Raw genomic sequence first — 16549 nt, forward strand, 5'->3', positions numbered from 1 at the left:
TCATAAAACCTCCTTGATCCATTCCACCTCTTGTTGGATTGTCTCATATCTGTTTTGTTCACTCGCATTTTTTAATTGCTCTAAGATCACTTCACGTTGTTTGAGCTCCCGTTGCCATTTTGCCGAAAAAGTAGCGTTTTTATCTTCGAGTAAGAATGGCCCGAACATCAGCTCTTTTTCAGAATAGTCGATGGGCTGTTCTTTCTTTTCAGCTACGATGATCTCATAGATCTTTTTGTTTTCTTCGATGATTTCTTCTGCAATGATCTGATAGTTATTTTCTTTCAGCCACGTTCGTAACGTTTTTTCGCCAATATTGGGCTGTAGAACCAAACGTTCTTCTCCCGATAAGCGCTGGTTTTGCCGACCAGCTTCTAAGATGTCACGAATCAAAGAGCCTCCCATGCCAGCAATCGTGATCGCGCTGATTTGATCATGCTTTTCGATGGCATCTAATCCATTGGCCAAGCGTACCTCAATTCGCTCAGACAGTCCATTTTTCATCACCTGTCGTTTTGCCGATTCAAAAGGTCCTTTAACGACTTCTCCAGCTATAGCAAAGTCGATTTTCCCTTTTAGCATCAATGCGACGGGTAAGTACGCATGATCTGAACCGATATCTGCTAAACGAGCAGCTTCTGGTACAAAACGTCCGACAGTTTCAAGACGTTTCGATAACTCTGTGTGATTCATTTTTCCACTCCTTAACTACTGAATGTTTGGATAGCATCCAATTTGTCATGACTTTGGACAAACACTTACTTATTAAAGTTATCCTACTTATTTACGCTTTTGGGATAACTATTGTTCTTGTCCCTATCATAACATTAGTTTATGTTCACTAGAAAAAAGAACTGGGAAAATATCCCAGTCTTTTTTTAACAAGTAATCAAAAGATTTCGATTGATTCTTTTTTATTGGACAGTGATCTCAATGATCGAATTTCCAGGAACTTGTGGAGGGATCGACATCGTCATGACCGCCATTTCTACCAATTTAAATTCGATCTTTTCTCCTTCTTTCAAGGAATCGACACCACCAGTGATTTGATCCACTGAAGCATTCAAGATCACTCCATCATTGCTGAAGGACGTACCGATATTTGCTGGATCTTCTATTTCTTCTACATCTTTGACGGTGATTTGGTACACATCACCTTCCGCTTCGCCGAAGCTTTCGATCGTACCTGTAAACACACTTTGTTTTTGTTCGGTAGAACTATCTGTTTCCACTGTCGATTCTGCATTGATCGAATCGATTGAACCTGTACTTCCTTCTTCGTTGCCGCAGCCTGCCAATGCAAACACGAGACCGGCAGCAACTAGACCAGTTAAAATAGCTTTCATCATACATCCTCCGTGTAATTTCTTGCGTTACTGCTTTGATGATTCCATCCGGTTATTTCTTCAAGTCCATGGATTCGTTTCATCTTAACTTTGTTCATTTTATGAATTTTTATTGAAAAGGTGAAAAACAGTGACAGTTGAGTAGATACTCCAACCTGTTTCTGTAAAAATCAATTGCTGGCATTAGCCATTTCGACGATTTCGGCCTGTCATTTCGATTTCTTTTGTCAAATAGCGGATTCGTTCCATGATCCGTTTGGCTTTCAACGGTTCCTCATCGCCTCGTTGTGTCACCGTCAAATGTTGTTCTAATTCGTTCATCGTGAAGTTTGAAGAAAAGAATGTTGGCAATTGTTCTTGCATCCGATACTGTAGGATGACACCAAATACTTCGTCACGGATCCAACTACTCATCGCATCCGCTCCAATATCATCGATCATCAAGATCGGCGATTTCTTCACCGCATCTAACTTCTCAGCCACTTGATCTTTGCCGATGGCTTGCTTCATTTCAACAGCAAATGTTGGGAAATGAACCAACGTTGTGGTGAATCCTTTGATTGCCAGTTCTTTCGCTGTTGCACCTAAAAGATAGGTTTTCCCGATACCAAAACTTCCGACCAAGTACAACCCTTTGTGGAAGTTTTTAGGATCAGCTGAATATTGTTCAACGAAGTCTAATGCTTCTAAGCTTGCATAGCCACGTCCATCTGTTCGTTCGAAATTTTCAAAGGAAGCAGATTGGATGTCTTTGGGCATATCCATTGCTTTCACACGACTCTTGATCTCTTCTTGTTTTTGACGAGCTAAGAGTGCTTCTGTCGGCACATAGGTGACATCGACATAGTGGAAATTCAATGTCAATTTTGGTTCATATCCGGGAGCGATCATCGTTGGATCGTTCGTTTGATATTTTCTTTTTTCTTGGACATACTCATAGAGTTTGGCATAGCTTTTTTCGATATCCGCTTGCGTCAATCGGTCTTGATGGGCTGATAGAAAGGCTTGAACATCCGCATCATTCAAAACTTCAGCAATCATCTCGGAATACTTTTCTTGGTAGTTGCGTTTACTGATGATTTTCTTCAGTTCTTTTCCTACATCTTCCATTAGCTCTCACCTTCCTTTTTAGCCAGATACTCTTTGAAGCGACGATCGATCTCGGCTTTTTTCTCTGTACTGATTTGCGTTTCGTCTTTTGGTTGATTGACCCAATCAGGCAATTTTTCTCGCCTTACGTTTCGTCGATAATTTGACGTGTTGTTTTGTTTTGTCGCTTTTGGTTGCTTTGCTTTCGTACTCAATGTATGGAGATGCTCAATCGCATCTTCTGGCGTACTGATTTTTTTTTGCGCCCACTCATTGGCGATCGTATTCACGAAGCTCGCATTCAAGCTCGCATGGTTTTTTATGACTAACACATAGTTGATCAAAATGTTGATGACACTGCTAGACAGACCGGATTGGGTGACCAAATCTTGCAACAACCAATTTTCCTGTTTGGAAACATACCCGCCTTTTTCTTTTTTTATCGCTTCGAGATAACGCATCGGTGGGGTTTGTCGTGCGACTTGGATCAATTGTTGTGCAGCACTAGGCAACGCCTGATTGACAGGGACACCTGTTTCAGCAGGCTGATCGGTATCCAGAGTGTTACTTGATTGTCGCAACGCATTCTGCTGTTGCTGCCGTAGCAAGACGATCCGTTGAAGTTCTTTTAAAGATACTTCTTCTGTCGTAAAATCAAACGACTGTAGAATCAACTCTCCTAAAGTCAGTTCATCAAAGCCATAGAGTTGTTGGTATGTTTTCACTTGTTGAAGGACTGGTTCTGTCAACTGATTGATGTGTTGTTTCTTCAACCAACCGGTCAGAAACGTCCAGTCAAACGAGTCTGAATCTGCTATCAATGATTTGGGTTCAACAGTTGTGAATTTTTGCTGGATCGATTCCACTTGTTCTTGGTTTGCTGCATAGACTGTTTCATTGAACCGATAGACTTCCAAAAACTTCTTAGTAATTTTTTGATAGCCTTCATGCGAAAGATTTTTTGGCTTAAATAACTCTGTCAATTGGTTGAATCGACGTTCACCAACTTTTTCTAGAAGTAAAAAAGAAAGTAACGTATCATTGAAAAACGCAGGAACGTCCATCGGTTCTAACAACTCATAAAGAAAACAATTGCCCAAATTTTCATCTTTTTTGAAATAGACTTCTAAAAGACCGATTCCTTCTAGTTTTTTTCGCGCCTCATAAAATTGTGGTAATCCACAACTTAGACTACTCAATAAATCGGCGTGTAATCCTTCAGGACCTACGCCAGTTTCTAACGAGATCTCCGAGTACAACGTCAAGTAAAGACTCAACGCTTCTCCCCCGATCAATGGTTGGTAAAGGGATAACAAGGCTGACTTTCCTTCTTCTTTTAAAGGACTGCTCTTTCTTCCTTGGTAAATATTTTTCGGTTGTAATTCTTTCCACGCATTTTCCAAGGAATGCTCCCTCCTTTATTAATTACGCATCATTTTCACTATTACCCGAATCTTTGGCTTTATCCACAATGTCTTGTAATTCTTTCAAAAAGACAGACATATCTTTGAATTGACGATAAACACTCGCAAAACGAATATAGGCGATTTCATCTAAGTTCACTAAATCTTCCATGACGTATTCGCCGATCAGATTAGTTGAAACCTCATTTTCGCCAAGACTTCTTACACGATTTTCAACATGATTGACGATCTGTTCCATTTGTTCCATCGCTACTGGACGTTTTTCGGCAGAACGGATCAATCCACGTAAAATCTTGTCACGATTGAATTCTTCCCGTTCACCATTTTTCTTGATAACTAATAAAGGTGCCGCTTCAATTCGTTCAAAGGTCGTAAAACGGAAGGAACATTTTTCGCACTCCCGGCGTCTTCTTATCGCTCGACCATCGTCAGCTTGACGACTATCGATCACTCTTGAGTTGTTATGTTGACATCTAGGACATCTCATCGTAATTTTCACCTCTCTTGGTGTAGTTTGATCGCTTATTTAAATGTACCAAATGAAGTTGTTCCATCAGTTAACTCTTCCACCTACTATGAATCATTGGTGTTAAAAAGGCTGATATTCACACTAAGCTTAAAAATTATAAAATATGAAAAGGACTTTTTCAATTTATATCTTATTGCTCAGGTCAAAATAATTTTCACAACTTCACTGCTTAATTGTTTTAGATTTTTTTCCACTGATTTTTTATTGAACTAATTCAAGTGGATCGTAATAAACGTTTTCTTATTACTAACTTTAGTATAACATGAAACAATTAAGCAATGCGACTGTCCCAGTTAAAAAATCGCTTGAACTGAAAGATTTGTTGTGTTTTCATCTCAACGAACGAAAACAGACTGGCGTTAAGCACCAGCCTGTTTCTTTTTTATTTTATGTTTTACTAAATGCTTGGGTAATCTCTATAGTTTATCTTCGATTCCCGTATAATGTTTCATTCGTTCTTCTTCGATTTTTTGTTCTGTTGAACGATGATCGAATTGGGGGGCTTGGTTTTCTTCAGGACTTGTCTCTGGATCTTTGCGTTCTGTTGTTAAGTCTTGGCGTTTGGCTTCTTTTTCGACATGTTGGTCTTCTAACTCAGCAATTCTCGCCCGGTATTCATCTTCACGGATTTTACCTTCTTCTGCTTGGATCTGGCCCTTTTCCTGTAAGTCTTCTTTGTGGAGAATCTCACCAATCTTTTCTTTCGCAGAACCTACTACTTTGTCTTTTTGGTTTTTGAATGTACCCATCGTATCATCTCCCACTCTTTCTTTATATAAATAGCATAGCAAAATGTTGCGATTTACTCAAAGAAAGCGATTAAGTAACAACCATTTTTTGATTTCAGCGGATAAATCTTCCTTGGTTTGACGATTATCGAACACGATATCCGCACGTCGTTTTTTTTCCTCGATCGACAATTGACTTTTCACCCGTTGTTCTGCTTCTTTTTTTGATAATTGATTGCGTACCATCAAACGTTCGATCTGCTGGGATTCTGGAATATAGACCACTGCGACGGCATCCATTTGTGTATCATACTGTCCCTCAAATAATAATGGAATATCGACGACGATCAGCGGATATTTTACTTTCTTCTCTATGATTTCTTCAGTGATTTTCCCACGGATAAATGGATCTAATACTTGATTCAATTGCTCACGTGCGGTGACAGAGCCGAAAATCAATTGTCCAAGTTTTGCCCGATCTAAGCGACCATCCTGTTGGAGGATCTCTTTGCCGAACGCTTGAACCAACGCTTGAAGTCCTGGTGTATCCGGTTCAACGACCGCTCTTGCCACTTGATCGGCATCAATCACTGGAAAGCCATATTGTTGGAAAATAGCAGCGGCAGTACTCTTGCCTGTCGCAATTCCTCCTGTCAAACCTAAAACAAATCCTACTTGGGTATTCTTAATTTCTGACATGTTGGACAATAGTGCGTCCCCCTTTGCGCAACTTTCGTTTTCACGATTGGTGTTTGACAACGAACACATGCTTCTCCTGTCTGTCCATAGACATGTAAAGCCACTTGGAAACTCCCTGACTCACCTAACGCATTGAGATAACTTCGGATCGTTGTTCCCCCTGCTTCAACTGCTCGTGACAACACATCAATGATTGCTTGACGGAGTAATTTGATTTCTTTTGGGCGTAAAGAATCAGCTGGTTGCTCTGGATGGATCTTCGCTTCCCATAATGCTTCATCTACGTAGATATTTCCTAGTCCTGTGACCAACTTTTGATCAAGTAACAAAGGTTTGATAGCTTTGTGTGACTTTTGTAGTCCTAAGGTAAAGTCTTTCAACAAGAACAAATCTGGTAAAGGTTCTGGACCTAATTTCAAGATCCCTTTATAGGTATTGCTCGCCCCTTTTTCAACAATCGTCATCCGACCGAATTTTCGTACATCGTGGTATCGTAATTGGCTGCCATCTTCAAAAGAGAAAATCACATGTGTGTGCTTATCGATTAGTTCTTCTTTTTCAAAATATTGATATTTTCCCTCCATCCGTAAATGGGAAATCATTTCATAATGACTCAAGTGAAAAATCAAAAATTTCCCTCTGCGACCGATCGATTCGATGGTTTCACCAATTAACGTTGCTTCAAAAATTGGTACCTCCGGTTGTTCAATGATTCTCGGCCACAGCACTTGAACGTTTTTGATTTTTTTGTTTTTCACTAATTTTTCTAATCCTTTTCGGACAGTTTCAACTTCTGGTAATTCGGGCATGCTTTTTCTCACCTACATTTTTCACTTATTTGATTTAAATTGAACTTATTTGGGACAGAAATAAAATCTTTTTTGTTCCTGAGCTTAAAACCGAATAAACGGTGTTCCAGAAGCTGACCTTCAACATTACGCAATAAAATTGTAAAATATAAAAAACTATTTTTTGATTTTCTATCTTACGGCTCAGGTCAAAATGCGTTTATCACAACCTTGATAAACGGTACTCCAGAAACAACTCCTTCAGGAATAAGCTAAGAAACCCAAAAATTTAAAAAACAATTTTCGGGTTTCTCGCCTTATTCTCGGAGCTGGATATTTCAGTCACAATCTACTCCCGCATCGAACGAACCCGATCCAAGTGCTTCCCTCAAAGTTTGTCTGTCAGTATAAAAGTAAAGAATTATTTTGCTTCATACCATGTTTTGCCCCAACTGCTATCTGTGATCAATGGGACATGTAAAGCAACCGCCTGTTCCATTACTTCGCTGACTAATTTATCTAACCTCTCTAATTCACTTTCTGGCACTTCAAAGACTAATTCATCGTGCACTTGAAGCAACATCGTCGCTTGCAAGTCCGATTCTTTCAAGCGTTTGTCTAATTCGATCATGGCGATTTTCAGGATATCCGCCGCACTTCCTTGGATTGGTGTATTGATCGCTGTTCGTTCAGCAAATGAACGAATGTTGTAGTTTCTTGAATTGATGTCGGGTAAATAACGACGACGATGGTATAACGTTTCGACAAAACCTTGATCTTTCGCTTCACGAACGATACGCTCCATGTATTCTTTGACACCTGGATATTTTTCAAAGTACGTATCGATATATTGTTGAGCCGCTTTACGAGTAATGCCTAAGTTTTGTGATAACCCATAATCAGAAATTCCATAAACGATTCCGAAATTGACTGCTTTCGCTTGACGACGCATATTTGGTGTCACGTCTTCGGCTTTTTCAATGCCGAACACACGCATTGCTGTACTTGAATGGATATCTTGTCCTTCTAAAAAGGCAGCTTTTAAATGCTCGTCATCTGAGATATGCGCCAATACACGTAATTCGATCTGAGAATAGTCAGAAGAATAGATCAACCAATCTTCATTTCTAGGAACGAATGCTTGACGGATCTTGCGACCTTCATCTAAACGGATCGGAATATTTTGTAAGTTGGGATCAACTGAACTCAAACGGCCTGTCTGCGTCAATGTTTGAACATAGCGAGTATGGACTTTCCCGTCCGATTGGATCACTTTCAGTAAACCTTCGACATAGGTCGATTGGATTTTAGCGATTTGTCGATAAATCAAAATATCATCAACGATCGGTGCTTGCTCACGCAATTGTTCTAAGACATCAACCGCAGTCGAATACCCTGTCTTGGTTTTTTTGATCACTGGAAGACCCATCTTTTCAAAAAGGATGACACCTAATTGTTTGGGTGAGTTTAGATTGAATTCTTCTCCAGCCTCTTCATAGATTTTTCGTTCGATCTCTCTCAATCGATCCGAAAATTCGATTTTCATTTCTTGAAGACGAGTCGCATCCACTTTGATCCCACTGATTTCCATTTCAGCCAAGATGATCGACAAAGGTAATTCCATTTTTCGGAAAAGATCTTCTTGATTTTTTTCTGCTAATTCTTGACTTAGTTTAGGTGTCAAGCCATTGATTGCTGAAACTTTACGTGCTAGGTGGGCAAAGAAGACTTCTTCATCTTCTGGTAGACCTTTCTTCGCGCCTTTTCCATAGATTGCTTCATCCGATTGAATATCGTGGTACCCATAATGTGACGCTATCCCTTCGATGTCCTCACTTTTCTCGTTCGTATCCAATAAATATGCACCTAGTAAGACATCAAAGTCGATCCCTTGTAATTTCGTTGCATAGCGGTTCAATGCCACATACGTACGCTTAGCATCATATACATTTTTCAGGCGAGTCTTGTCCCCGATCCATGAAAGAAAGGCTTCATTTTCAAAAATCGCTAAGTCATTTGTCACATAGATTTTCTCTGGTGTTCCCCAAGCCACACCAACGATGTCTTCTGTATGATAGTTGTCGCCCATCATCTCGACATATAAAGCCATATTTGTCTGGAACATGCTTTCATCATATTCATGGACCACTTCAAACAAAATATCTTTCATTTCTACTTGTTCTTCGACCACATCTAATTTAGCAAGGAATTGTTTGAAATCCATTTCCTTGAAGAAAGGCACCAGTTTATCTAAGTCTTTCCCTTGATAAGCAAGAGATTCAATATCAACTTCTACCGGCGCATCGGTATCGATCGTTGCTAATTTTTTAGACAAGAAAGCTTGCTCTTTGTCATTGATCAGATTTTCTTTCATCTTACTTTGTTTCATTTCGTCGATATGTTCATAGATCCCTTCAACAGAGCCATATTGATTCAATAATTTGATCGCTGTTTTTTCACCGATCTTTGTTACGCCAGGGATATTATCTGAAGCATCCCCTGCTAATCCCTTCATATCGATGATTTGTTTCGGTGTAAGTCCATCATATTTTTCCGCCACATGTTCTGGCGTATAACTTTCAATATCACTTACACCTTTCACAGTGATATCGACTTTGATTTCTTTTGATGCCAATTGTGTTAAATCTCGGTCACCGGACAAGACAACTACATCGAATGTTTCTTTATCCACTTTTTCTGCTAAAGTACCAATGATATCGTCTGCCTCATAGTTCGGCAACTCGTAATACTTCACCCCTAGACCGGTTAGAAGCTCACGGATATAAGGCATTTGTTCTTTGAATTCTCCCGGTGTCTTTGAACGGCCACCTTTGTATTCTGCGTACATTTCTGTTCGGAATGTTGTTTTCCCCGCATCAAAAGCAACCAAAACATGGGTTGGTTGTTCTTTTTGCATGACATTTTCAAACATATTATGAAACGCATAGATTGCGTTTGTATGCAACCCATTACGATTTTTAAAACGTTCCAACGAATTGTGCAACGCAAAGAATGCACGAAAGGCCACACTATTTCCGTCAACGAGCAATAATTTATTTTTAGTCATCCGCTTAACTCCTTACTATAAAGTTCTTTCTCATTCTAACAAAGAATGCCAAAGAATGCGAAAAGAAAAAACGGACAGGCAAAAGGTTGTTAGAAAAGCGGTCCGTACTAAGGAGTAAGATACCAGTGTTACTTTTTGAATACCGTTTATCCTAGATCGCGAACAAAGTAATTTAGGATAAAAATAGTGATTATTGGTATCGACGACCCCAAAAAAGAACCCACTAGAATTTGACGATCAAATTCTGTGGATTCTTTCTTTTCATATGAGAGATATTTTTATCTTGTTCTTCGTTTATTGCTTAGTTATTACGTCCAAAGATTCGTAAGAATGCCAAGAACAAGTTGATGAAATCTAGATATAGTTGAAGTGCCAAGAATACGGCAATCCCACTATTTGCTTGTCCATTTGATTGGACATATACATTTGCGATCTTTTGGTTATCATAAGCAGTGATACCTGCAAAAATCACGACAAGTAGTAATGAGATGAACAATTCAACTGCACTACTTCTTAAAATAAAAACATTCAAGACCATCGCAATGATCACACCGATCAATGCTGCCATACCGGCACGACCCACACCTGTTAGATCTTTTTTAGTGAACATCCCGATTGCTGACATCCCAATGAACATCCCAGTTGCTGAAATAAAAGCAGTCGTGATCGTTCCGATATCATAGAAAGCTAATGTAACAGCTAAAACTATACCGTTCAACAAGGAATATGCGATAAATCCACCGATTGCTAAGCTTGGATTTTTTTGTGCTTTTGCTCCTAAAACTAAAACCAAAATGATTTGGACGATCCATAATCCCATAAAACCTAATGGAAAATTATTGATGAAACTTGCTACTTGATAAGGAAAGACTTGGATCGCTAAATAGGAAGTGATCGCACTCAGCGCTAGACCGATTCCTAAAAATCCGTAGACTTTCGCATAAAAGCGGTTGATACTATTTGATATGATTTGATTGTTCATCTTATTCACCTTCACTTTCAAGAGTTAATTCTTGTTCTAATTCTGGTGGTTGTACCATGACTACCGCATCTAATACACGATTGTCTTGTGTATTCGTGGCCTCCACTGAAATAGTCACAACATTTTTCATCTTATCCACTCGAATGACTTCAAACTGAAAAGTCAATGTTTCATAATGAAAAACCGGCTCGACAAAATTAGCTGAAAAATTCACCACATGAGAACCTGGACCAGGCAAGTGTTTGGACACTGCACTTGTTATGATTCCCATTAGCATCACAGTTGGAACAATGGGTTGATGATATTCCGTTTTCTGTGCAAAATCATGTTGGATATATAAAGGGTTGGCATCGTTTGTTAATCCTAAATACAATAATAACTGATTATCTTCAATTGATTCTGTTAAAGATAACGAGTCACCTTCCTCGATTTCATTGATTGTTTTTCCTAATTTACGCGGTTTACTTATGTTCAAGTTTAAACCCTCCAGTTTATTTATTCATTCGTACCAATTGTACCAAATCATACAAAAAACGCAAGTTACAGAACATGCTTTGGTCTTTCACTTATGTAAGCAATCATTTCTATGATCGTACATTATTTATTGAAGACTATAGCATAGATGAACAAAAACCGTTCGTATTTTGTCTGGATACTTTAGGATTTCTTAATTCGATCGAACACGTAAGATCACTAAGGTAATAGACATTGGTAGAGAAAAAAATAAACACAAAAAAAAGCCAAAAGGGGCTATCACATGACAATCCCTTTTGACGCTAACTTCTTTTATTCACTTAACTGATCAAAGAACGTTTTTCGTTGTACTACTCAATAATTTTTCATAGGCTTGTTCAAATTTTTGAACATCACCAGCACCCATGAAAATAATCACTGCTTCATGGTAGTCTAATAACGGTGAAACGTTATCTTCTTTGATTACTTGACCACCTTTTTTGATTTTTGCCCCTAGGTCTTCGATTTTAACGTCCCCTTGTTCTTCACGGGCAGAACCAAAAATATCACATAGATACACTCGGTCAGCTAAATCTAAGGCTTCGGCAAATTCATCCATCAAGGCAATCGTACGAGTAAATGTATGTGGTTGGAAGACTGCAATGATTTCTTTGTCTGGATATTTCTGACGAGCGCCATCAATAGTTGCTTTGATTTCAGCTGGATGGTGAGCATAGTCATCAACGACTGTCATATCAGCCACGATTTTCTCGCTAAAACGACGTTTCACTCCAGGGAATGTCAACATTTCGTCAGCAACTTCTTTCACGTCTAACTTCTCGAAGTAGGCAACTGCGATAACACCAAGTGCATTCAAAATATTGTGTTTGCCAAATGCTGGAACTGTAAAGTGTCCAACAAATTCTTCGCCATGGAACACATCAAAAGCTGAACCAGTTGTCGTACGTTCAATATTACGTGCTTGGATATCGTCATCTTCATTCATACCGTAATAATAGATCGGCACATCTGCTTCTAACTTTCTTAGATAGTCGTCATCTCCGTAAGCAAAGATCGCTTTTTTGACTTGTTTTGCCATCGTTTGGAAAGCTGAGAAAACATCATCGATACTTGTATAATAATCAGGATGATCAAAATCGATATTCGTCATGATTACATAATCAGGAGAGTAAGCTAAAAAGTGGCGACGATATTCACATGCTTCAAAAGCAAAGAATTCTGCCTCTGGATCACCATGACCAGTGCCGTCACCAATCAAGTAACTTGTCGGACGAATCCCTGTCAATACATGTGATAATAGACCTGTCGTACTTGTTTTCCCATGGGAACCAGTGACAGCGATACTCGTATAATTTTGGATAAAATCTGCAATAAAATCATGGTAACGGATCACTTCTAATCCAAGCTCTTTTGCACGTTGGATCTCTTCGTGTGAATCTGGAAAAGCATTACCGGCGATCACGATCATTCCTGGTTTGACGTTTTCTGCATCAAACGGCAAGATCGGGATATTGGCTTTTTCTAAATCTCTTTGGGTAAAGAAATATTTTTCGATATCTGATCCTTGAACGTTTAATCCTTTTTCATGTAATACAAGTGCCAAAGAGCTCATGCCTGAGCCTTTAATACCAACAAAGTGGTACAAATTTTCTTGATTTTTCATTTGAATCCTCTTCTCTTAACTATCATCCATTATTTTATTCATACATTCAACACGAAACCCATTATCTTATAAACGATAAAAAATTTCAACCAAATTTATTCGGATGATCTTTAGTTCCTTGAATATTAGGGCTCTTATTACCTTTTTAGCGAAACTTTTTCATTCATCGCTAAGAGACGTAAATAAGCAGACCACACTTCATCTGGGATGTCGACATGACCGATAAATCCCGTTCCATTAGGTCCGTAACCTTGGGCATCATCTTTCAAACGAACCATTTCTCCAAACACTAAGGCTTGGAAATAATCAGAAGGCCACAAGTCATTTAGTCTTTGATCAGAAAAGTTTAATCCCTTCGTACTTTCTGTCACTTGTGGAAGGATCGGTACATAATTATAAAAAAGTACAGACTCATTATTCCATTCCTTCTCAAAAGTCGCCTTTGTCCGCCGTTGCAAGGTCGGATCATTCATTAAAAGAACACGTTCAGGTAATGGGCCCTGTGCTTTTAATAACTTGTAAGAAAATGAAGCATTCTCGCCACAATTGGTTGACTCTGTTTCTAACAATAGCGCCTGTTTTGGTAACTCATATTTTTCAAGTAAATAGCGGGCACAAATCTCACTTTCACTTAAACCTTGTTCAAATAAGAATCCTTGTTTTTCAAAATTTTTATAGAGATACTTCGTCGCATGTCCGATCCCACCAACTAAAACGATTTGCTCAACCTGCTGATTCAAGTACGCCTTTGCTGCTTCATCTACTAGGACGGGCAGACAATTCCCCGCTAAAATCAGTGTAGGTGCTTTTAGTTCCGAACACTCCTGTGGGCCAGGGTCGGCTAAAAAATCCAATAAGCAATTCCAGTCTGCATTTCTTGATCGTTCACCTGTCATTCTATTTCTCTCCTCATACAATTATTCAACATCCAAGTACGTGGTTTCTTTCCATACCAATCGTCCTCTACAACGCCCACACAAATAGCGATCTGTATTGATTTTCCTTTTACGATAAATCCATTCAGCACACTTTTGGCATTGATATCCTTCGATTTTTTGCCTTCTATTTGAAGGAATGGCAGGTGCATAACGTAACCCACCCGTCTTTAACAATAAATGTTTGAAATCTGAGTCACGATGACGATAGCCTTTTCCAGTCAAGTGAAGATGATAATGACACAGCTCATGTTTGATGATCCCGATGATCGTAGCTTGATCGGCTACTGCAAACATCGTCGGATTAAAATCCAAATGGTGGTCATTCAAATGATACCTGCCACCTGTTGTTTTCAAACGCTTATTGAACATTGCTTGGTGCATGAACGGACGCTGGAAGCTTGTTAAAGAAATCTCTTCGACTAACTGTTGTAATTCTTCTTGTGTCACGCTTGTTCCTCGTAAGGCGAAAGCATCGTCAGACTGATGCGCCCTTTGTTCATATCCACTTGTTCGATCCAAACAGTGACGACATCCCCAACGGAAACAACGTCAGTTGGATGTTTGACGAATTTATTGCTTAATTTAGAGATATGGACTAAACCATCTTGTTTCACACCAATATCGATGAATGCCCCAAAATCGATCACGTTTCGGACTGTTCCTTTTAATTCCATGCCAGGTTTCAAGTCTTCCATACTCAATACATCTGAACGCAAAAGTGGCGCAGGCATTTCATCTCGCATGTCTCGTCCTGGTTGGGTCAACCCTTCAAGAATATCTTTCAATGTTTCTTCACCTACTGGCACCTGTTGCACCAAACGTTGCGGAGAAAGTTGACTTAATTTTTCGATTGCTTCTTTTGTTCCTAAGTCTTTTTCAGATAATTGGTTTGCCTGTAAGATCTCTTTTGCTACTGCATAACTCTCTGGATGGATCGCAGTATTATCAAGTACATGTTTCCCACCAGGCACACGCAGGAAACCGATCGCTTGTTCATACGCTTTTGGCCCTAAACGTGGGACCTTCTTCAATTGCGTTCGAGAAGCAAATGCACCATTTTCTTCACGATACGTCACGATGTTTTGAGCAGTCGTCTTATTTAGACCAGAAATATGTTGCAACAACTGAGGACTCGCTGTATTGACATCGACTCCTACTTGGTTCACTGCCGTTTCAACAACAAAATCCAACTGTTCTGCTAATCTTTTTTGTGAAACATCATGTTGATATTGTCCAACGCCAACAGCCTTCGGATCGATTTTCACTAGTTCAGCCAACGGGTCTTGTAGTCTTCGTGCAATCGACACTGCACTCCGTTCTTCGACTTGTAACTCAGGAAATTCTTTACGGGCAATATCACTTGCAGAATAGACAGAAGCTCCGGCTTCATTGACGATGGCATAAAACGCTTGATGTTTGGCTAACTTCAACTGTTCTGCCACAAATAACTCCGATTCACGGCTCGCCGTTCCATTACCGATCGCAACCATATCCACATGGTACTGATCAATCAATTTCACAAATGCAGGGCCTGCTTCGGCTCTTTTTGCTTGATTTGCCGGTTTATGCGGGTAAATCACTTCGATCGCTAAAACCTTACCTGTCGCATCCACCACTGCTAATTTACAACCGGTACGATAAGCTGGGTCAAAGCCTAAGACAACTTTCCCTTTTAAAGGTGGTTGTAATAACAAGTTACGCAGATTCTCACCAAATATAGCGATGGCTTGTTCATCCGCTTTTTCGGTCAATTCATTACGGACCTCCCGCTCAATCGCAGGTTGGATGAATCGTTTGTAACTATCGTGAATCGCCAAACGTACATAACTAGCAGAAGGCGAAGCTGTATCAGGAATCAGTTGTCTTTCCAAGTAAGTTAAAAGTGCAGCTTCATCAACCGTTAAATTGACTTTCAATACTTCTTCTTTTTCTCCACGATTGGTCGCTAAGATGCGATGAGAAACGATTTTATGAATCGGTTCAGAAAAATCATAATACATTTCGTATACGCCTTTTTCATCATTCTCTTTGTTCTTGACCGTACTTTCATACAGGCCCTTGTTGTACGTATAGGAACGGACCCATGTTCTGAATTTTGCATTGTCACTTACCTGCTCCGCAATGATCTCATGGGCACCTAGTAAGGCTTCTTCAGGAGACGGAACTTCTTCAGTGACGTATTTAGCTGCTTCAGTCAAAACATTCTCAGATGTAAAGGTCAATAACCAAGTGGCTAAAGGTTCTAACCCTTTTTCTTTCGCAATCGTTGCTTTCGTTCTTCGTTTTTGTTTGTACGGACGATATAAATCCTCTACTTGTTGCATTTTTACAGATTGTGTAATACTTTGTTGTAATTCTGGAGTTAATTTTCCTTGTTCATCAATCAAACGCAAGACTTCGGTTTTACGCTTTTCTAAATTTTCTAAATAAGCATAGCGCTCTTCAATTTCACGGATTTGTACTTCGTCCAAGCTTCCGGTCATTTCTTTACGGTAACGAGCAATAAAAGGCACCGTATTTCCTTCTGCTAATAGATTTAAAACAGTCGTCAACTGTTTTGCTTGATAATCTGCCAATTCTTTCTTTACAAGATCTAGAATCGTTGGATTTACTTTGTCTGTCATTAAATAGCCTCTTTTCTAAGTCGAAATCGATTCTTGCTACGGTTTACTCATTAAAAAGCAAGAATCAAAAAACCATACTGATTTATTTTAGCATAGATTCTGGTATTTCTAAATGTAACTAAACAGTGTCTAGAACAAAAATAAAATTCATTTTTGTTTTTAATTTTAAAACGAATTATCGGTGTTCCAAAATCTGAC

General features: G+C 39.2%; 15 protein-coding genes. All 15 read right to left on the reverse strand.

Going from position 1 to position 16549, the window contains the following annotated elements:
* Positions 1–693, reverse strand: a complete 693-nt coding sequence (locus I2F89_RS01400) for a tRNA (adenine(22)-N(1))-methyltransferase (RefSeq protein ID WP_115357706.1) — start codon at positions 691–693, stop codon at positions 1–3.
* Between the two features lie 221 nt (positions 694–914).
* A complete protein-coding gene (locus I2F89_RS01405) occupies positions 915–1346 on the reverse strand; it encodes a hypothetical protein (RefSeq protein WP_071867674.1) in 432 nt (143 codons plus the stop codon).
* Positions 1347–1529: 183 nt separating this feature from the next.
* A complete protein-coding gene (gene dnaI, locus I2F89_RS01410) occupies positions 1530–2456 on the reverse strand; it encodes a primosomal protein DnaI (protein ID WP_071867673.1) in 927 nt (308 codons plus the stop codon).
* Positions 2456–3838 (reverse strand): replication initiation and membrane attachment family protein, encoded by a 1383-nt coding sequence (locus tag I2F89_RS01415; protein WP_195513278.1) that lies wholly within the window; start codon positions 3836–3838, stop codon positions 2456–2458. Before I2F89_RS01415 ends, dnaI begins: the two co-directional genes overlap by 1 nt.
* Before the next feature lie 22 nt (positions 3839–3860).
* Complete coding sequence (gene nrdR, locus I2F89_RS01420; RefSeq protein ID WP_071867671.1) at positions 3861–4346, reverse strand: transcriptional regulator NrdR; 486 nt, start codon at positions 4344–4346, stop codon at positions 3861–3863.
* A gap of 458 nt (positions 4347–4804) precedes the next feature.
* The gene (locus I2F89_RS01425) at positions 4805–5137 is read right to left on the reverse strand and encodes a CsbD family protein (RefSeq protein ID WP_115357708.1); all 333 of its coding nucleotides are present in this window, start codon (positions 5135–5137) and stop codon (positions 4805–4807) included.
* 57 nt (positions 5138–5194) lie between these two features.
* A complete protein-coding gene (gene coaE, locus I2F89_RS01430; RefSeq protein WP_195513279.1) occupies positions 5195–5815 on the reverse strand; it encodes a dephospho-CoA kinase in 621 nt (206 codons plus the stop codon).
* A complete protein-coding gene (gene mutM / locus I2F89_RS01435) occupies positions 5788–6624 on the reverse strand; it encodes a DNA-formamidopyrimidine glycosylase (RefSeq protein ID WP_195513280.1) in 837 nt (278 codons plus the stop codon). Before mutM ends, coaE begins: the two co-directional genes overlap by 28 nt.
* Positions 6625–7024: 400 nt before the next feature.
* On the reverse strand, positions 7025–9670 hold the full coding sequence (polA, locus tag I2F89_RS01440; protein WP_086334749.1) for a DNA polymerase I: 2646 nt from the start codon (positions 9668–9670) through the stop codon (positions 7025–7027).
* Between the two features lie 301 nt (positions 9671–9971).
* Positions 9972–10652, reverse strand: coding sequence for a Bax inhibitor-1 family protein (locus I2F89_RS01445; protein WP_034688779.1), 681 nt, complete (start codon positions 10650–10652; stop codon positions 9972–9974).
* 1 nt (position 10653) lies between these two features.
* On the reverse strand, positions 10654–11127 hold the full coding sequence (locus tag I2F89_RS01450) for a MaoC/PaaZ C-terminal domain-containing protein (RefSeq protein WP_019722649.1): 474 nt from the start codon (positions 11125–11127) through the stop codon (positions 10654–10656).
* 327 nt (positions 11128–11454) lie between these two features.
* The gene (gene murC / locus I2F89_RS01455; protein ID WP_034688780.1) at positions 11455–12789 is read right to left on the reverse strand and encodes a UDP-N-acetylmuramate--L-alanine ligase; all 1335 of its coding nucleotides are present in this window, start codon (positions 12787–12789) and stop codon (positions 11455–11457) included.
* Positions 12790–12926: 137 nt separating this feature from the next.
* Positions 12927–13685 carry a YdcF family protein gene (locus I2F89_RS01460; RefSeq protein WP_195513281.1) on the reverse strand — a complete coding sequence of 253 codons (759 nt, stop codon included), beginning with the start codon at positions 13683–13685 and terminating at the stop codon, positions 12927–12929.
* A gap of 21 nt (positions 13686–13706) precedes the next feature.
* A complete protein-coding gene (locus tag I2F89_RS01465; protein WP_071867665.1) occupies positions 13707–14174 on the reverse strand; it encodes a SprT family protein in 468 nt (155 codons plus the stop codon).
* Positions 14171–16351, reverse strand: a complete 2181-nt coding sequence (locus tag I2F89_RS01470) for a Tex family protein (RefSeq protein WP_195513282.1) — start codon at positions 16349–16351, stop codon at positions 14171–14173. Before I2F89_RS01470 ends, I2F89_RS01465 begins: the two co-directional genes overlap by 4 nt.
* Positions 16352–16549 lie beyond the last annotated feature (198 nt).

This window comes from Enterococcus sp. 1001283B150225_161107_E12, from assembly GCF_015556925.1.
Classification (GTDB): Bacteria; Bacillota; Bacilli; order Lactobacillales; family Enterococcaceae; genus Enterococcus_B; species Enterococcus_B mundtii.